This window comes from Streptomyces ficellus (genome assembly GCF_009739905.1).
Classification (GTDB): domain Bacteria; phylum Actinomycetota; class Actinomycetes; order Streptomycetales; family Streptomycetaceae; genus Streptomyces; species Streptomyces ficellus_A.
Genome location: NZ_CP034279.1, coordinates 4,064,949 through 4,079,715 on the forward strand (window position 1 = coordinate 4,064,949; position 14,767 = coordinate 4,079,715).

The window sequence follows — 14,767 nt, forward strand, 5'->3', positions numbered from 1 at the left end:
TTTCGCGGAACTCCTGTGTTGCGTACGGGTCATGCGGCCATCCTGCCGCCTCACCGGGTCAGGCCGCTGGGGGACGCACAGAACCCGGGACCGGCACGGGTGCGACCCGTCGGCAGGTGCGATGCGGCCCGGCCGCGGCGGGCCGGGTGTCACCGCTCCGCCGCCCGCGTCACCATCACCTCGAAGCCGTCCATCAGCGCGCGCAGGCCGAAGGCGAAGTGGTCGAAGTCGGCCGAGAACGTGTCGTCGGCCAGGGCGGCCATGAGGGGGAAGTCGCCGCTGGCCATGGCGCGGTTCAGGAAGGGGACCTGGCGGCCCCAGAACTCCTCGTCGCTGACGCCCGTTTCCTTGACCGCCTCGACCGTCTCGGCCTCCATGCGGGCGATGCCCGTGACGAAGCTCTGGACGGCGATGATCACGGACATGGTCTCGGGGTCGGTCAGGCCCATGCCCTTGAGGCCGGCCAGCGCGAGTTCCAGGCTGCGCAGGGCGCTCGGGCCGAGGACCGTGCGGGTCTGGTTGATCTTCAGCAGCCAGGGGTGGCGGCGGTAGAGGTCCAGCTGGGCGCGGGCCATGGCGTCGACGGTGGTGCGCCAGTCGGCGGAGGGGTCACCGGCGGCGGCGATGAGGGTTCCCTGGACGCGGTCGATCATCAGGTCGAGCAGCTCCGCCTTGCCGGGGACGTAGCGGTACAGCGACATGGTGCCGGTGCCCAGTTCGGCCGAGAGCCGCCGCATCGAGACCGCGTCGAGCCCTTCCGCGTCGGCGACCTCGATGGCGGCGGTGGTGATCCGGTCGAGGGACAGCCCGCGTTTCGGGCCCCGGGAGGGGGGTTCGCCGGTGCCCCAGAGCAGTTCCAGGCTGCGGACGATGTCGCCGCTGCCGGTGGTCGCGGCCATCCCGCCGGACTTCCTGTCGCTGGTCATGGCGTCAGCGTAAATCACCGGACCAAAACTGGGTACGGTGTACGCTCAATCGGGTACGGTGTACTCAGTTTCGGCTTCGGGAGGGCGCATGGCGGACGACTGGGCGGTACGGGCGGAAGGGCTGGAGAAGCGGTACGGGGAGCAGCGGGCTCTCGACGGGTTCGATCTCGCGGTGCGGCCGGGCACCGTCCACGGGCTGCTGGGCCCCAACGGGGCGGGCAAGACCACCGCGGTGCGGGTCCTGGCCACGCTGCGCCGCTTCGACGGCGGCCGCGCCGAGGTCGCCGGGGTGGACGTGGCGCGCGAACCCCGCCGGGTGCGCGGCCTGATCGGGCTCACCGGGCAGTACGCGGCCGTGGACGAGGTGCTGACCGGACGCCAGAACCTGGAGATGTTCGGCCGCCTCTTCCACCTCGGCGGTCGCCGGGCCCGCTCCCGCGCCACCGAGCTGCTGGAGCGGTTCGGGCTCACCGAGGCGGCCGACAAGGGCGTCGACGGCTACAGCGGCGGCATGCGGCGCCGCCTGGACCTGGCCGCCTCGATGATCCTGGCGCCCCGGGTGCTGTTCCTCGACGAGCCCACGACCGGGCTCGACCCGCGCGGCCGCGGCGAGGTCTGGGACGCCGTACGGGCCCTCGTCGCGGGCGGCACCACCGTCCTGCTCACGACCCAGTACCTGGAGGAGGCCGACAAGCTCGCCTCGCGCGTCACCGTCATCGACCGGGGTCGCGCCATCGCCGACGACACCCCCGAGGCGCTGAAGGACCGCGTCGGCGGCGACCGCATCGAGGTCGTCGCCGCCGATCCGGCCGACCTGCCGCGCGTCGCCCGGACCGTGGCCCGGGTGTGCAACGGCGAGCCGCGCGTTGACGGGGCGGAGCGGCGCGTCCACGCGCCGGTCAGCGACCGGGTCGCGGCCCTCACCGAGGTCGTCAGGACCCTCCAGGACGAGGGCGTCCAGGTCGAGGACATCGGGCTGCGCAGGCCGAGCCTCGACGACGTGTTCCTCCGCCTGACCGGCCACGCGGCCGGTGACGGGAAGGCCGGTGACCGGAAACCTGGTGACGGGAAACCCGGTGACGCCGAGCCCGGTGACGTCAACGCCGGTGACGCCAACACCGCCCCCGGCAGCACCGCCGACGGCCGGGAAGAGGTGGCCGCATGAGCAGCACCACCAGCACCACCAGCACCACGGAGACCCTCCGGCCCCTCGCCGGGCGCGGACGCCTGTACTGGGCGCTCGCCGACTGCATGACCATCGTGCGCCGGCAACTCACGCACTACCAGCGCAAACCCGTCTACATCGCCTGGCAGCTCGGCTTCCCGATCCTGTCGGTCCTGCTGTACGGGTACGTCTTCGGCGGCGCGATGAAGCCGCCGGGCGGCGGCGGGGCGGCCGACTACCGGGACTTCCTGATGCCGGGCATGTTCGTGATGACGATGGCCTTCGGGTTCATCAACACCGCGACCGCCGTGGTCACCGACGCCAACAAGGGCGTCATCGACCGGTTCCGCTCAATGCCCATGGCGCCGTCCGCCGTGGTCACCGGGCGCGGTGTCACCGACGCGGTCATCGCCGGCGCCGAACTGGCCATCCTGGCGGGCACGGCGTTCGTGATGGGCTGGCGCTCGGACGGGGGCTTCCTCGGCGCCTCGGCGGCCTTCGGGCTGTTGCTCCTGCTGCGCTACAGCCTGACGTGGATCGGCATCTGGCTCGGACTGCTGGTGCCGGACCCGGAGGCGGCCGGCGGGCTGTTCGTCGTCGCCTTCCCGCTCACCATGATCTCCAGCGTGTTCGTCCAGCCGGACACGATGCCCGGCTGGCTCGGCACGATCGCCGCCTGGAACCCGATCTCCTCCACGGCGGCGGCCACGCGTGAGCTGTTCGGCAACCCCGGTGCGGGCGGCGGCAGCTGGATCGAGCAGAACGCCGTCCTGATGGCGGTGGTGTGGCCGCTGGTCCTCACCGCTCTGTTCCTGCCGCTCGCGGTACGGCGCTTCCAGCGGCTGAGCCGCTGACGGCAGGCCCCGGGAGTGGGGGGTGGGCCCGCGGAGGGGGCGCGGGCCCACCCGGTCCGGTTTACGCCGGGCACTCCTTCCAGGCCAGCCGGTAGACCGTCTTGATGTCTCCGTCCGTGGAGTCCATGGCGATGAAGCTGTTGGTCTTCTTCGGGTCCGATGTGCCCGCGCTGACCCGCAGCTCGGTGTTGATGTTGAAGTTCCGCTTCACCCCGCACGGGGCCCACACCAGCTGGCCCCAGTCGGTCTGGTCGGTCGCCTGCCAGTTGTTGTCGTACGGGCCCTTGAAGGGGTGGCTCTCCTGGGCCGTGTCGGGCGAGCCCTGGAAGTAGTACGACGCCTTCTGCACGGCGTGCGCGCCGTTCTCCAGCTTGGCGTAGCCGCGGTAGTCGGCGCTGGCGACGGCGTAGGTGAAGCCGCCCGGGACGTGCACGATCAGGCTGAGCTGGCAGTTCTTGCGGAAGTCGGTCGGTGAGGCGCCGACGCCCACCTGGGCGAGGTAGTCGCTGTACGTCACGGTGAAGGCGGTGTTGTCCAGGGCCACGGCGACGGCGGCCGTGCCCTGGGGGCAGCCCGAGCCGTTGACGGTCGCGACCTCGATCACGATCTTGTCGGGCGGGGCGACGATGCCCGCCGAGGCGGGGGACGGGGCGAGGACGGTCGCCGCGACGGCCGTGGTGACGACGGCGCCGGTGAGCAGCCTTCTGGGTCTTGCGGACATGGGTCTCCGATCGGTTGCCGGTCGAAGTGGGGGGTCCAACCGTGGATGGTGGGTGCCTGCACACGGGCGCCACCAGCGGTGTGCACATGACAAGCACATCCGGGGGCGGTGCTTCCGGAGTGCTTCGGATCGTAGGGACCCTCGGCGGCCGCGGATAGAGCGGTTATCAGCCGCATGACGGAGGGCCCCGAACCGGTTCCGGTTCGGGGCCCTCCGTCATGCGCGAGCGTGCCTACAGCTTCTCGATCACGAAGTCGACGCACGCCGTCAGCGCCTCGACGTCCGCCGGGTCGACCGCCGGGAACATCGCGATCCGCAGCTGGTTGCGGCCCAGCTTGCGGTACGGCTCGGTGTCGACGATCCCGTTGGCGCGCAGCACCTTCGCGACCGCCGCCGCGTCGATCTCGTCCGAGAAGTCGATCGTGCCGATGACCTGCGAACGCTTCGCCGGGTCGGTGACGAACGGTGTCGCGTACTTGGACTCCTCCGCCCAGCCGTACAGCGTGCGCGCCGAGGTCGCGGTGCGGCGCACCGACCAGTCCAGACCGCCCTGGCCGTTGATCCACTTCAGCTGCTCGTTGAGCAGGAAGAGCGTGGACAGCGCCGGGGTGTTGTACGTCTGGTTCTTCAGCGAGTTGTCGATCGCCGTCGGCAGCGAGAAGAACTCCGGGACGTGCCGGCCCGAGGCGTGGACGCGGGCGGCCCGCTCCAGCGCCGCCGGGGAGAACACACCGATCCACAGGCCGCCCTCGGAGGCGAACGACTTCTGCGGCGCGAAGTAGTAGACGTCCGACTCGGCGACGTCGACCGGCAGGCCGCCCGCGCCGGAGGTGGCGTCCACCAGCACCAGCGCGCCCTCGTCGGCGCCCTGGACGCGCTTGACGGGCGCCGCGACACCGGTGGAGGTCTCGTTGTGCGTGAACGCGTACACGTCCACGCCCGCCTCCGCCACCGGCTCCGGGTGCGTGCCCGGGTCGGAGGCGATCACGGTCGGGTCGGCCAGCCACGGCGCCAGCTTGGCCGCCTTGGCGAACTTGGAGGAGAACTCGCCGAAGGTCAGGTGCTGCGACTTGTTCTCGATCAGCCCGTGGGTCGCGATGTCCCAGAACGCGGTCGAGCCGCCGTTGCCGAGGATCACCTCGTAACCCTCGGGGAGGGAGAACAGATCGCGCACGCCCGCACGGACCTCGCCGACCAGGTTCTTGACCGGGGCCTGGCGGTGGGACGTGCCGAGGAGTGAGGTGCCGGTGGCGGCCAGCGCGTCCAGCGCCTCCGTTCGCACCTTGGAGGGGCCCGCGCCGAAACGGCCGTCGGCGGGCTTGATGTCAGCGGGAATCCGGATCTCAGCCACGTCCGGAGCCTAACCGCTCACGGACACGGCCGAAGACCGTGTCCGTCCGATGAGACACGAAATGGCAAGTTCAGCGGAGACGCGGACGCGGGTCAGCGGAGACGCGGACGCGGGAGGACGGGCAGCTCGAAGAGGTCGTTCTGCGTGACCACCGGCTTGTTGCGCAGCTCGGCGGCGGGCACCGCCAGGGCCAGGTCCGGGAACCGCTCGTACAGGGCGGGCAGCGCCACCCCCGCCTCCAGGCGGGACAGCGCCGCCCCCGGGCAGACGTGCGGCCCGTGGCCGAAGCTGATGTGCCGGTTGGGGGAGCGGGTGACGTCGAAGACGCCGGCCGTCGGGCCGTGCTGCTCCTCGTCCCGGCCGATCGCCCCGTACGACACGATCAGCGCCTCCCCCTCCGGCAGGACGCGGTCACCGACGGGCACGTCCTCGGTGGCGAACCGGATCAGGACGTGGGAGGTAGGGGTGGAGAAGCGCAGGGTCTCCTCCACCACCGCATCCCAGCCGACTTGGCCCGAGCGGACGAGGGCCAGCTGCCCGGGGTGGGCGGACAGGTTGACCACCGCGTTGACGATCAGCGAGATCGTGGTCTCGTGGCCCGCCGCCACCATCAGCTGGAGGGTGGAGACGATCTCCGCGTCGGTGAGGTGGTCGCCGTCCTCGGAGGCGGCGATCAGCGCGCTCGTCAGGTCGTCGCCCGGTTCGGCGCGGCGTACCGCCACCACCTTCGCCATCATCTCCGCCAGCTCCCCGAGGGTCGCCACGACCTCCTCCGGCGGCGTCTGCGTGGAGAAGAACCTGTCGAACAGCACCTTCAGCCGCGGGTGGTCCGCAGGGTCGATGCCCATCAGGTCGCTGATGACGTACATGGGCAGCGGATACGCGAACGCCGCCTTGAGGTCCACCGTGCCGTCCGGGGACTCGGCCGCCAGGGCGGCCACGTCGTCCAGCAGGCGCTCGGTCAGGTCGGTGATCCGCCCGCGCATCAGCTCCACCCGGCGCGGGGTGAGCGCCTGGGCGACCAGCGCCCGCATCCGGCGGTGGTCCTCGCCGTCCACGGTCAGCATGGACCGGCCGGGGTTGGCCAGGCCGATCAGCGGCCAGTCCATCGGTATCTCACCGCGCCGCCAGGCGCCCCAGACGCCGATGTCCTTCACGAGCCGCTTGTCGGTGAGCAGCGCGCGCGCCTCCGCGTGCCGGGTGACCGCCCACACCGGGACCCCGCCCGGCAGGACGACCCGGGCGAGCGGCCCGGCCGCGCGCAGCGCCGCGCTCTCGCCGTCCAGGTCGGTGACGAAGGGGTCCAGCGCGATGGGTTCTTCGACGGTCGGTCTTTCCACGGGGTTCACGGGGTGCCTCCGAGGGCGGGGGTCGGGGTGAAGGTCACGGGCAGGTCGGTCATCCCGCGCAGCCACGGCGACGGGCGCCGGGTGAGCGCCCCGGCCGGGACGGCCAGGTCCAGGTCGGGCAGCCGGTCCAGCAGCACCTCGATCCCCGTACGGGCGATGACCTCGGCGATCTCCTGCGCGGGGAACGGGCAGCGGTGCTCGCCGTGCCCGAACGAGAAGTGGGCGCTGTTGCCGCCGGTGAGGGCCGCGTTGTCGATGTGGACCTGCGGATCGGCGTTGGCGGCGGCCAGGCCCAGCAGCAGCAGGTCGCCGGCCCTGATGTGCCGCCCGCCCAGGTGCGTGTCGCGCGACGCCCACCGGCCGGCCACGTTCTGGGTGGGGGTGTCGGCCCACAGCACCTCGTTCATCGCCTCGGCGACGGAGTGCCGGCCGCCGGACAGCGAGGCGGCGAACCGGTCGTCGGTGAGCATCAGGCGCAGCGAGTTGCCGATCCAGTCGGCCGTCGGCTGGTGCCCGGCCGCCATCATGACCATCAGGTCCTGCGCCATCTCCTCGACCGTGAACCCCGACGGGTCGGCCAGCATGCGCGAGGCGACGTCCTCACCCGGCTCGGCCCGCTTGGCGGCGAGCAGGCCGAACACCGACTCCGCCAGGTGCTGCTGGCCGGCCAGCGCCCGCTCACGGCCGTCGATCATGTCGTTGAGCGCGGTGACCAGGCCGGGCCCCTGCTCGTCGGGCACGCCGTAGATCTTCACCAGCACGCGGACCGGCAGCAGCATGGCGTACTGGGCGATCAGCTCCGCCTCGCCCGCGCCGCAGAACGCGTCGACGAGCCCGTCCGCGTACTCCTCGGCGTACCGGCGCAGGGTGAAGGGGTCGACCGACTCCAGGGCGTCGGCGACCATCGCGGCGCGGCGGCGGTGGCGCTCGCCGACCGTGTAGAGGATGGAGGGCTGCTTGCGGCCGATCATCGGCAGCAGCGGCCAGTCGGCGGGGATGCGGTCCCACTGGTTCCACAGGTCGGAGTCGCGGCTGAACAGCACCGGGTCGCCGGTGACCTGGTGCAGCTCGCGGTAGTCGAGCACCAGCCAGGCCGGGACGTCCCCGTCCAGGAGGACCGGGGCGACGGCTCCGTGCTCGCGCCTCATCTCCCGGTACAGCTGGGCGGGTTCGGTCTGGAACCGGGTCCCGGACAGGGGTACGGGGGCGGTCATGCGCGGGTCTCCCGGAGGGATCGGGCCTGGGCCTGGAGGCGTTGGAGGTGGGTGACGAGGGTGATCAGCACGTACTTGCTGGAGGAGCGGTCGCGGGCGTCGCACTCGACCAGCGGTACGTGGTCGGCCAGGTCGAGCGCCTCGCGGATCTCCTGCTCGGTGTGGGCGGGGCCGCCGAAGTCGTTGCAGGCCACGATGAACGGCATGCCGTGGTGCTCCAGGCGGTCGATCGCGTACCAGGAGTCGGCGAGGCGGCGCGTGTCGACGAGGACGACCGCCCCGAGGGTGCCGGAGAAGAGCCGGTCCCACAGGAACCAGAAGCGTTCCTGGCCGGGGGCGCCGAACAGGTACAGCACGTTGTGGGCGTCGAGCGTGATGCGGCCGAAGTCGAACGCGACGGTGGTGGACGTCTTGGTGTGGATCTGGGCGACGTCGTCGACGCTCTCGCCCGCGCGGGTCATCGTCTCCTCGGTGTTGAGGGGACGGATCTCGCTGACCGAGCGGACGAGGGTGGTCTTGCCGACACCGAAACCGCCCACGATGACGATCTTGAGACCGTTGTCGGCGGTGCTGCTGAGCGGTGTCCGTTCAGAGGTTGCGGAGTCCAACGAGCACCTGCTCCAGGATGTCGGGGTCGGGAAGGCTGTGGGCTGACGCGCGGGGGTGGCGGGCGCTGATGCGACCCGTGTCGAGCAGGTCGGACAGCAGGATGCGCACGATGCCGATGGGCAGGGCGAGTTCGGCGGCCACCTCGACGACCGCGGTGGGCCGCCGGCACATGCGCAGGATCGCCGCGTGCTCCGACTGCATGCCGGGTGCCGCCTCCGACTCGGCCACCACAAGGGTCACCAGGTCGAACGGCGCGTCGGGGGCGGAACGGGTGCGGCCACCGGTGAGCGTGTACAGCCGGTCCGGCGACTCGTCCCGGTGGCTGGCCGGACTCACGCGGTACGGGGCTCGGCGTGCAGGTGCTCGCCGAGCTGCTCGACGAGCTCGCTCATGTTGTGCCCGACCAGGCCGACGTCGGAGTCCTCGGCGGCGACGACCGCGAGGTGCGCGCCCTCCCCGGCCTCGACGATCAGCAGGACGCCGCCGTAGAACTCGGCCATCGCCGACCGGACGCCGCCGGTCCCGTCGCCGAACTCCACGGAAGCGCCGTGCGACAGGCTCTGGATGCCGGCGGCTATCGCGGCCAGCTGGTCGGCCTGGTCGACGGACAGCTCCGGCGTACGGCACAGTTTGAGGCCGTCGCGGGACAGCACGAGCGCGTGCCGGGCGCCGGGCGTGCGCTGGATCAGGTTGTCCAGCAGCCAGTTGAGCTTCTCGTCGGTGGTGGTGCCGGTGGTCATCGGGGGGTGCCTTCCGTGGTGGTGCGTACCGCTTGGCGGAAGCTGCTGAAGCGGGCGGCCGACCGGGTCCGCGAGGCGGGGCCGGCGGGCTCGGCGGGGGTGCCGTCGGGATCGCGGCCGGAGGTGCCGGGCGACGTGCCGCCGGGGGTGCCCTCGGGGTGGGCGGCGGCGAGGGTCTGGCCCCGGCGGCGCCTGGGGAGGCCGCCCGGGGAGGGGGCCTCGGTGGCGTCGGGCCCCCCGAAGGGGGAGGCGGGGCGCTCGTGCGGTTCGGGCGAGGCCGGGGCCTGCGGGGCCTGCGGGGCCTGCGGGGTCTTGGGGGCGGGCGGCAGGGCCCTGGGCGCGGGCGCCGGCGCGGTTTCCGGGCGGGTCCGGGCGATCAGCTCGTGCGGGATCATCACCAGCGCGCCGGTGCCGCCCCGGGCCGAGGGCCGGAAGGACACGGTCAGGCCGTGCTTGCGGGCCAGGCGGCCGACGACCGCGAGACCCAGGCGGGTGCCGGACAGGCCGGTCAGGTCGGCGCGTTCGGCGGTGACGGCCCGTTCGGCGCGGCGGAGCTGGACGTCGCTCATGACCAGGCCGCTGTCCTCCACGGTGACCACGAGCCCGGCCGGGACCTCCTCGACGTACACGTGGACCTCGGCGGTGGGCGGCGAGAAGTTCGCCGCGTTGTCGAGGAGTTCGGCGAGGGCGTGCATCACGCCCTCGGCGGCGTGGCCGGCGATCGCGGCGTCGCTGGTGGTGTGCAGCCGTACGCGCTGGTAGCCGGCGATACGCCCCATCGCGCCGCGCAGGATGGACTCCATCACGATCGGCTTCGCCCAGCGGCGGCCCGAGCGGGCGCCGGTGAGGACGGCGACGGAGTCGGCGAGGCGACCGGCCTGGGCGGTGCGGTGGTCGAGGTGGAGGAGGTCGGTGAGGACGTCCTCGTCGGCGTGCCGGTGCTCCATCTCGCGCAGGTCGGCCAGCATGCTCGTCGCCAGGGCCTGCATACGGCCGGCGGCGTTGGCGCAGGCGGCCACGGCGGCGGCGCGGTTGGCCTCGCTGCGTGCCGCCTCCGCGCGGGCCCGCGCGACCGCGTGGTCCGCCTCCGCGCGGGCCCGGTCGGCCTCGGCGCGCGCCTGGTCCGCCTCGTCGCGGGCCTGCGTCACCGCCTGGTCCGCCTCCGCGCGGGTCTCGGCGACGAGGCGGTCCGCCTCGTCGCGGGCCTGCGTCACCGCCTGGTCCGCCTCCGCGCGGGTCTCGGCCACGAGGCGGTCCGCCTCCGCGTGGGCCTGCGCGACGGCGTGGTCCGCCTCCGCGTGGGCTTCGGCGACGGCGCGGTCGGCGTCCGCCCGCGTCCGGGCCGCCTCGCCGCGGGACTCGGCGACCGTACGGGCGGTGTCGGCGGCCCTGTGGGCGGCCTCGGTGGTCAGCGCGGCGGCCTGGGCGCGCAGCCGACGGGCGGTGTCGAGGGCGTGGGCGGCGGTGGCGACGGCCGCCGTGAACAGGACGGCGGCGGCGGCCGAGCCCCACGCCAGCGGAGCCCGCACGGAGCCGGGCGCGAGGGCCACCGCTCCCGCGCACAGGAGGCCGGTGACGGCCGCCGAGATCAGCAGGGCCGGCGCGACCGGCCGGAGTGAGGGGCGCAAATCGTCAGTCCTCTGGCGTGGGGCAGCGGGGGGAGGCGTGGGGCATCTGGAGTCGTCTATTCCCTAACAATTCCGGGTCACTATAAGAGACTTGACGATCACTTTGGGAAGTTCTTGAGCGCTTTCTTACTCAGATCACACCCAGTCCCACCCCAGCCCCGCCCCGCCCCCCGCCCCGTTCCCGCCCCGGCGGCACCCCGCGGGGCATGCTGGCCGTATGGGCGATCAGCAGCGGCGGAAACGGGAGACGGCGGACCTCGCGCGGGCGCTGCGGGGCGCCGTGCGCGGCGAGGTGGACTTCGGGGCGGCGGCCCGGGCCCTGCACACCATGGACGCGTCCAACTACCGCCGCGTCCCCGTCGGCGTCGTGGCGCCCCGGGACGCGGACGACGTGGCCGCCGCCCTCGCGGTGTGCCGGGAGCACGGCGCACCGGTGGTGCCGCGCGGGGCGGGGACCTCCATCGCGGGGCAGGCGACCGGCACCGGCGTCGTCCTCGACCTCACCCGCCACATGCGGGACGTCGTCGCGGTCGACCCCGAGGCGCGGACGGCGGTCGTCCAGCCCGGCGTCGTGCTGGACCGGCTGCGCGAGGCGGTACGCCCCCACGGGCTGACCTTCGGGGCCGACCCGTCGACGCACAGCCGCTGCACGCTCGGCGGGATGATCGGCAACAACGCGTGCGGCGCGCACTCCGTGGCGTGGGGCACCACCGCCGACAACGTCCACACCCTCAAGGTCACCACGTACGGCGGCGCCGAACTGCGCCTCGGGCGCGGATGGAAGGGCGGCCCGGAGGGCCTCGCGGACCTGGTCGGGCGGCACCTGGCGCAGCTCCGCACCGGGTTCCCGCCCAGTCTTCCCCGCCGCATCTCCGGCTACGCCCTGGACGCCCTGCTGCCCGAGCGCGGCACCGACCTGGCCCGCGCCTTCTGCGGCAGCGAGGGCACCCTCGGAGTGCTGACCGAGGCGACCGTACGGCTCGTCGGGTCGCCGCCCGCCCGCGCCCTCGCCGTGCTCGGGTACGCCGACGAGAGCGCGGCGGCCGAGGCGGCCCCCGGCCTCCTGCCGCTCGGCCCGCTCACCGTGGAGGGCATGGCCGAGGACCTGGTGCGCGACCCGGCCGCCCGCGCCGCCCTGCCCCGGGGCGGTGCCTGGCTGTTCGCGGAGACGGGCGGCGCGACCCCCGCCGAGGCCCGCGCCCGCGCGGAGGCCCTGCTGCGCGCCGCCGACGCCCTGGACGGCACCGTCGTCACCGACCCGGCCGCCCGGCGCGCCCTGTGGCGGGTGCGCGAGGACGCCGCCGGGACCGCCACGCGCACCGGCGCGGGCGCCGAGGCCTGGCCGGGCTGGGAGGACTGCGCCGTGCCGCCCGCCCGGCTCGGCGCGTACCTGCGCGACTTCCGCGCCCTGCTGGCCGCCCACGGGCTGCACGGCACGCCCTACGGCCACTTCGGCGACGGCTGCGTCCACGTCCGCATCGACTTCGACCTGGTCACCGACGAGGGCGTACGGCGCTTCCGGCGGTTCTCCGAGGACGTCGCCGGCCTCGTCGTCGCCCACGGCGGCTCGCTGTCCGGCGAGCACGGCGACGGCCAGGCGCGGGCCGAACTGCTGCCGAGGATGTACGGGGACGAACTGGTCGCCCTCTTCGGCCGGTTCAAGGACCTGTGGGACCCGGCCGGGGGCATGAACCCCGGGATGCTCGCCCGCCCGGCCCGCCTCGACGAGAACCTGCGCTTCGCGGTCCTGCCTCGCGAGCGGGTGGACGTGACCTTCGGCTACCCGCACGACGGTGGCGACTTCGCCACCGCCGTCCGCCGCTGCGTCGGTGTCGCCAAGTGCCGGGTGGACGGCCCGAACCAGGGCCCCGGGGTGATGTGCCCGTCCTTCCGGGCCACGGGCGAGGAGGAGCACTCGACGCGCGGGCGCGCCCGGCTGCTGCACGAGATGCTGGCGGGCGAGGTGGTGACCGGCGGCTGGCGGTCGGCGGAGGTGCGGGACGCGCTCGACCTGTGCCTGTCGTGCAAGGGCTGCCGGAGCGACTGCCCGGTCGGGGTCGACATGGCGACGTACAAGGCGGAGTTCCTGCACCACCACTACGCGGGGCGGCTCCGCCCGGCCGCCCACTACGCGATGGGCCGCCTGCCCCGGTGGCTGCGCCTCGCCGCCCCCTTCGCCCGTCCCCTCAACGCCGCCGCCCGCCCGCGCCCGCTCGCGGCCCTCGCCAAGCGGGCGGCGGGCGTCGCCTCAGAGCGGGATCTGCCGGTGCTCGCGCCCGAGACGTTCACCCGCTGGTTCGCGCGGCGGGGCGGCCGGGGGAGCGGAACCGGGGACCCGATCCTGTGGCCCGACACGTTCACCGAGCACCTGACGCCGTCCGTGGGCCGCGCGGCCGTGACCGTCCTGGAGGCGGCGGGCCTGCCCCCGGCGCTCCCGCCCGGCCGGGTGTGCTGCGGCCTCACCTACGTCTCGACCGGCCAGCTCGACCACGCCCGCACCGTGATGCGCCGCACCCTCGACACCCTGGAGCCCGTCCTGGGCACGCCCGTGGTCGTCCTCGAACCGAGCTGCGCCGCCACCCTCACCACCGACCTGCCCGAACTGCTCCCGGGCGACCCGCGCGCCCGGCGGCTGGCCGACTCCGTCCGCACCCTCGCCCAGGCCCTCCAGGAGTACGCCCCCGACTGGCGGCCCCCGCGCCTGGACCGCCCGGTCGCCGGCCAGACGCACTGCCACCAGCACGCCGTCCTCGGTGACACCGCGGAACGCCGCCTGCGCGAGCGCGCCGGACTCACGGGCGAGCTGAGCGGCGGCTGCTGCGGCCTGGCCGGCGACTTCGGTTTCACGCGCGGCCACTACGACGTCTCGGTCGCCTGCGCCGAGGACCAGCTGCTGCCCGCGGTCCGCGCCGCCGCCCCCGGCACCGAGCTGCTCGCGGACGGCTTCTCCTGCCGCACCCAGCTCGCCCACCTCGCGGGCGCGCGGGCCAGGCACCTGGCGGAGGTGCTGGCGGAGGCGCTGGAGGCCGGGCCGGAGGGGCGTCCCGAGGGCTGAGGGGGCGGGCTCCGGGGCGGCGGTTACGGTGGAGGGAGGCCCGCCATTCGGTGCAGTAGGCTGGACTGGTAGTCCATTTCAGTGGACTGATCCTTCTCGCACCGTCCGCCCGTCGAAGAGAAAGAAGTCGAGGTTCCCCCGGTGAACGACACCGCCCGTACGGAGGCCGCCGCCGCCCGTACCGCCGACGCCTCCGCCGTCGCGCTGCCCGAGGCGTCCGCCGCGCACCCCGAGGGGCCGGGCGGTGGGCGGCGCGGGGCGCTGGGGCCGGTCGCGCTGGTGGTGGCCGGAGGGCTGTCCGTGCAGTTCGGGTCCGCGGTCGCCGTGCTGCTCATGCCGCGGGCCGGGGCGCTCGGCGTGGTCACGCTGCGGCTGATCCTCGCCGCCGTGGTGCTGCTGGCGGTGTGCCGGCCCCGGGTGCGCGGGTACGCGCGTGCCGACTGGGGGACGGTCGTGGCCTTCGGTGCCGCGATGGCCGGCATGAACGTCCTCTTCTACCAGGCCGTCGACCGCATCCCGCTGGGCGCCGCCGTCACCCTGGAGGTGCTCGGGCCGCTCGTGCTGTCGGTGGTCGCCTCGCGGAGGCTGGTCAACCTGGTGTGGGCCGGGCTCGCGCTGGGCGGCGTGGTGCTGCTGAGCGGCGGCGGCTTCGACCGGCTGGACCCGCTGGGCGCGGCGTTCGCGCTCGGGGCGGGTGCGATGTGGGCCGCGTACATCGTCTTCAGCGCCCGGACCGGGCGGCGGTTCCCGCAGGCGGACGGGCTGGCCCTCGCGATGGCCTTCGGCGCGGTGCTGACGGTGCCGCTGGGCGTCGCCGAGGCCGGGTCCAAGCTGCTGGTGCCCTCGACGATCGGGCTGGGCCTCGCCGTCGCGCTGATGTCGTCGGTCCTCCCGTACACCCTCGAACTGCTGGCGCTGCGGCGGCTGCCCGCGCCGACCTTCGCGATCCTGATGAGCCTGGAGCCGGCGATCGCGGCGACCGCCGGGTTCTTCGTGCTGCACCAAGCCCTCTCCGTCACCGATGCGTTGGCGATCGCGCTGGTCATCGCGGCGAGCATGGGCGCGGTGCGCTCGCAGATGCCGAAGCGGACGGCCAAAAAGTAAAGCAAGCATGCTTGCTTGTTTCTCGGGGCGCTGCCATGCTCCGGGGCACGC

At 73.9% G+C, this 14,767-nt stretch carries 13 protein-coding genes; 4 read left to right on the forward strand and 9 right to left on the reverse strand.

The window, feature by feature from the left end; all coding sequences use genetic code 11:
• Positions 1-149: 149 nt before the first annotated feature.
• Positions 150-926 (reverse strand): TetR/AcrR family transcriptional regulator, encoded by a 777-nt coding sequence (locus EIZ62_RS18265; RefSeq protein ID WP_156693714.1) that lies wholly within the window; start codon positions 924-926, stop codon positions 150-152.
• A gap of 88 nt (positions 927-1,014) precedes the next feature.
• Between EIZ62_RS18265 and EIZ62_RS18270 the strand changes: the two genes are divergently transcribed.
• Both EIZ62_RS18270 and EIZ62_RS18275 read left to right on the forward strand, forming a co-directional pair.
• Complete coding sequence (locus EIZ62_RS18270) at positions 1,015-2,091, forward strand: ATP-binding cassette domain-containing protein (RefSeq protein WP_156693715.1); 1,077 nt, start codon at positions 1,015-1,017, stop codon at positions 2,089-2,091.
• Positions 2,088-2,945: an ABC transporter permease gene (locus EIZ62_RS18275; RefSeq protein ID WP_156693716.1), complete on the forward strand. Its 858-nt coding sequence runs from the start codon at positions 2,088-2,090 to the stop codon at positions 2,943-2,945. The genes EIZ62_RS18270 and EIZ62_RS18275 overlap by 4 nt, the downstream gene beginning before the upstream one ends.
• A 61-nt stretch (positions 2,946-3,006) precedes the next feature.
• On the opposite strand, the gene EIZ62_RS18280 is transcribed toward EIZ62_RS18275, so the two are convergent.
• From EIZ62_RS18280 to EIZ62_RS18315, 8 genes are all read right to left on the reverse strand, one after another.
• A complete protein-coding gene (locus EIZ62_RS18280) occupies positions 3,007-3,666 on the reverse strand; it encodes a DUF4360 domain-containing protein (protein ID WP_156693717.1) in 660 nt (219 codons plus the stop codon).
• 232 nt (positions 3,667-3,898) lie between these two features.
• Positions 3,899-5,017 carry a phosphoserine transaminase gene (gene serC / locus EIZ62_RS18285; protein WP_156693718.1) on the reverse strand — a complete coding sequence of 373 codons (1,119 nt, stop codon included), beginning with the start codon at positions 5,015-5,017 and terminating at the stop codon, positions 3,899-3,901.
• Positions 5,018-5,109: 92 nt separating this feature from the next.
• Positions 5,110-6,357 carry a cytochrome P450 family protein gene (locus tag EIZ62_RS18290; RefSeq protein ID WP_156696474.1) on the reverse strand — a complete coding sequence of 416 codons (1,248 nt, stop codon included), beginning with the start codon at positions 6,355-6,357 and terminating at the stop codon, positions 5,110-5,112.
• A 5-nt stretch (positions 6,358-6,362) separates the two neighbouring features.
• Positions 6,363-7,580 (reverse strand): cytochrome P450, encoded by a 1,218-nt coding sequence (locus EIZ62_RS18295; RefSeq protein ID WP_156693719.1) that lies wholly within the window; start codon positions 7,578-7,580, stop codon positions 6,363-6,365.
• Positions 7,577-8,188 (reverse strand): GTP-binding protein, encoded by a 612-nt coding sequence (locus tag EIZ62_RS18300; protein ID WP_156693720.1) that lies wholly within the window; start codon positions 8,186-8,188, stop codon positions 7,577-7,579. The genes EIZ62_RS18295 and EIZ62_RS18300 overlap by 4 nt, the downstream gene beginning before the upstream one ends.
• Positions 8,169-8,525 (reverse strand): DUF742 domain-containing protein, encoded by a 357-nt coding sequence (locus EIZ62_RS18305; RefSeq protein WP_156693721.1) that lies wholly within the window; start codon positions 8,523-8,525, stop codon positions 8,169-8,171. Before EIZ62_RS18305 ends, EIZ62_RS18300 begins: the two co-directional genes overlap by 20 nt.
• Entirely contained in the window at positions 8,522-8,929 is a 408-nt protein-coding gene (locus EIZ62_RS18310) for a roadblock/LC7 domain-containing protein (RefSeq protein ID WP_156693722.1), read from the reverse strand. The genes EIZ62_RS18305 and EIZ62_RS18310 overlap by 4 nt, the downstream gene beginning before the upstream one ends.
• A complete protein-coding gene (locus tag EIZ62_RS18315; RefSeq protein ID WP_425281879.1) occupies positions 8,926-10,479 on the reverse strand; it encodes a sensor histidine kinase in 1,554 nt (517 codons plus the stop codon). Before EIZ62_RS18315 ends, EIZ62_RS18310 begins: the two co-directional genes overlap by 4 nt.
• A 295-nt stretch (positions 10,480-10,774) precedes the next feature.
• Between EIZ62_RS18315 and EIZ62_RS18320 the strand changes: the two genes are divergently transcribed.
• Positions 10,775-13,612, forward strand: a complete 2,838-nt coding sequence (locus EIZ62_RS18320) for an FAD-binding and (Fe-S)-binding domain-containing protein (protein WP_156693724.1) — start codon at positions 10,775-10,777, stop codon at positions 13,610-13,612.
• 141 nt (positions 13,613-13,753) lie between these two features.
• Positions 13,754-14,716 (forward strand): EamA family transporter, encoded by a 963-nt coding sequence (locus EIZ62_RS18325; RefSeq protein ID WP_156693725.1) that lies wholly within the window; start codon positions 13,754-13,756, stop codon positions 14,714-14,716.
• Positions 14,717-14,767 lie beyond the last annotated feature (51 nt).

Coding starts and splice junctions, on each gene's coding strand:
- EIZ62_RS18265 (WP_156693714.1), bottom strand. CDS start 926: ATGACCAGCGACAGGAAGTCCGGCGGGATGGCCGCGACCACCGGCAGC.
- EIZ62_RS18270 (WP_156693715.1), top strand. CDS start 1,015: ATGGCGGACGACTGGGCGGTACGGGCGGAAGGGCTGGAGAAGCGGTAC.
- EIZ62_RS18275 (WP_156693716.1), top strand. CDS start 2,088: ATGAGCAGCACCACCAGCACCACCAGCACCACGGAGACCCTCCGGCCC.
- EIZ62_RS18280 (WP_156693717.1), bottom strand. CDS start 3,666: ATGTCCGCAAGACCCAGAAGGCTGCTCACCGGCGCCGTCGTCACCACG.
- EIZ62_RS18295 (WP_156693719.1), bottom strand. CDS start 7,580: ATGACCGCCCCCGTACCCCTGTCCGGGACCCGGTTCCAGACCGAACCC.
- EIZ62_RS18310 (WP_156693722.1), bottom strand. CDS start 8,929: ATGACCACCGGCACCACCACCGACGAGAAGCTCAACTGGCTGCTGGAC.
- EIZ62_RS18320 (WP_156693724.1), top strand. CDS start 10,775: ATGGGCGATCAGCAGCGGCGGAAACGGGAGACGGCGGACCTCGCGCGG.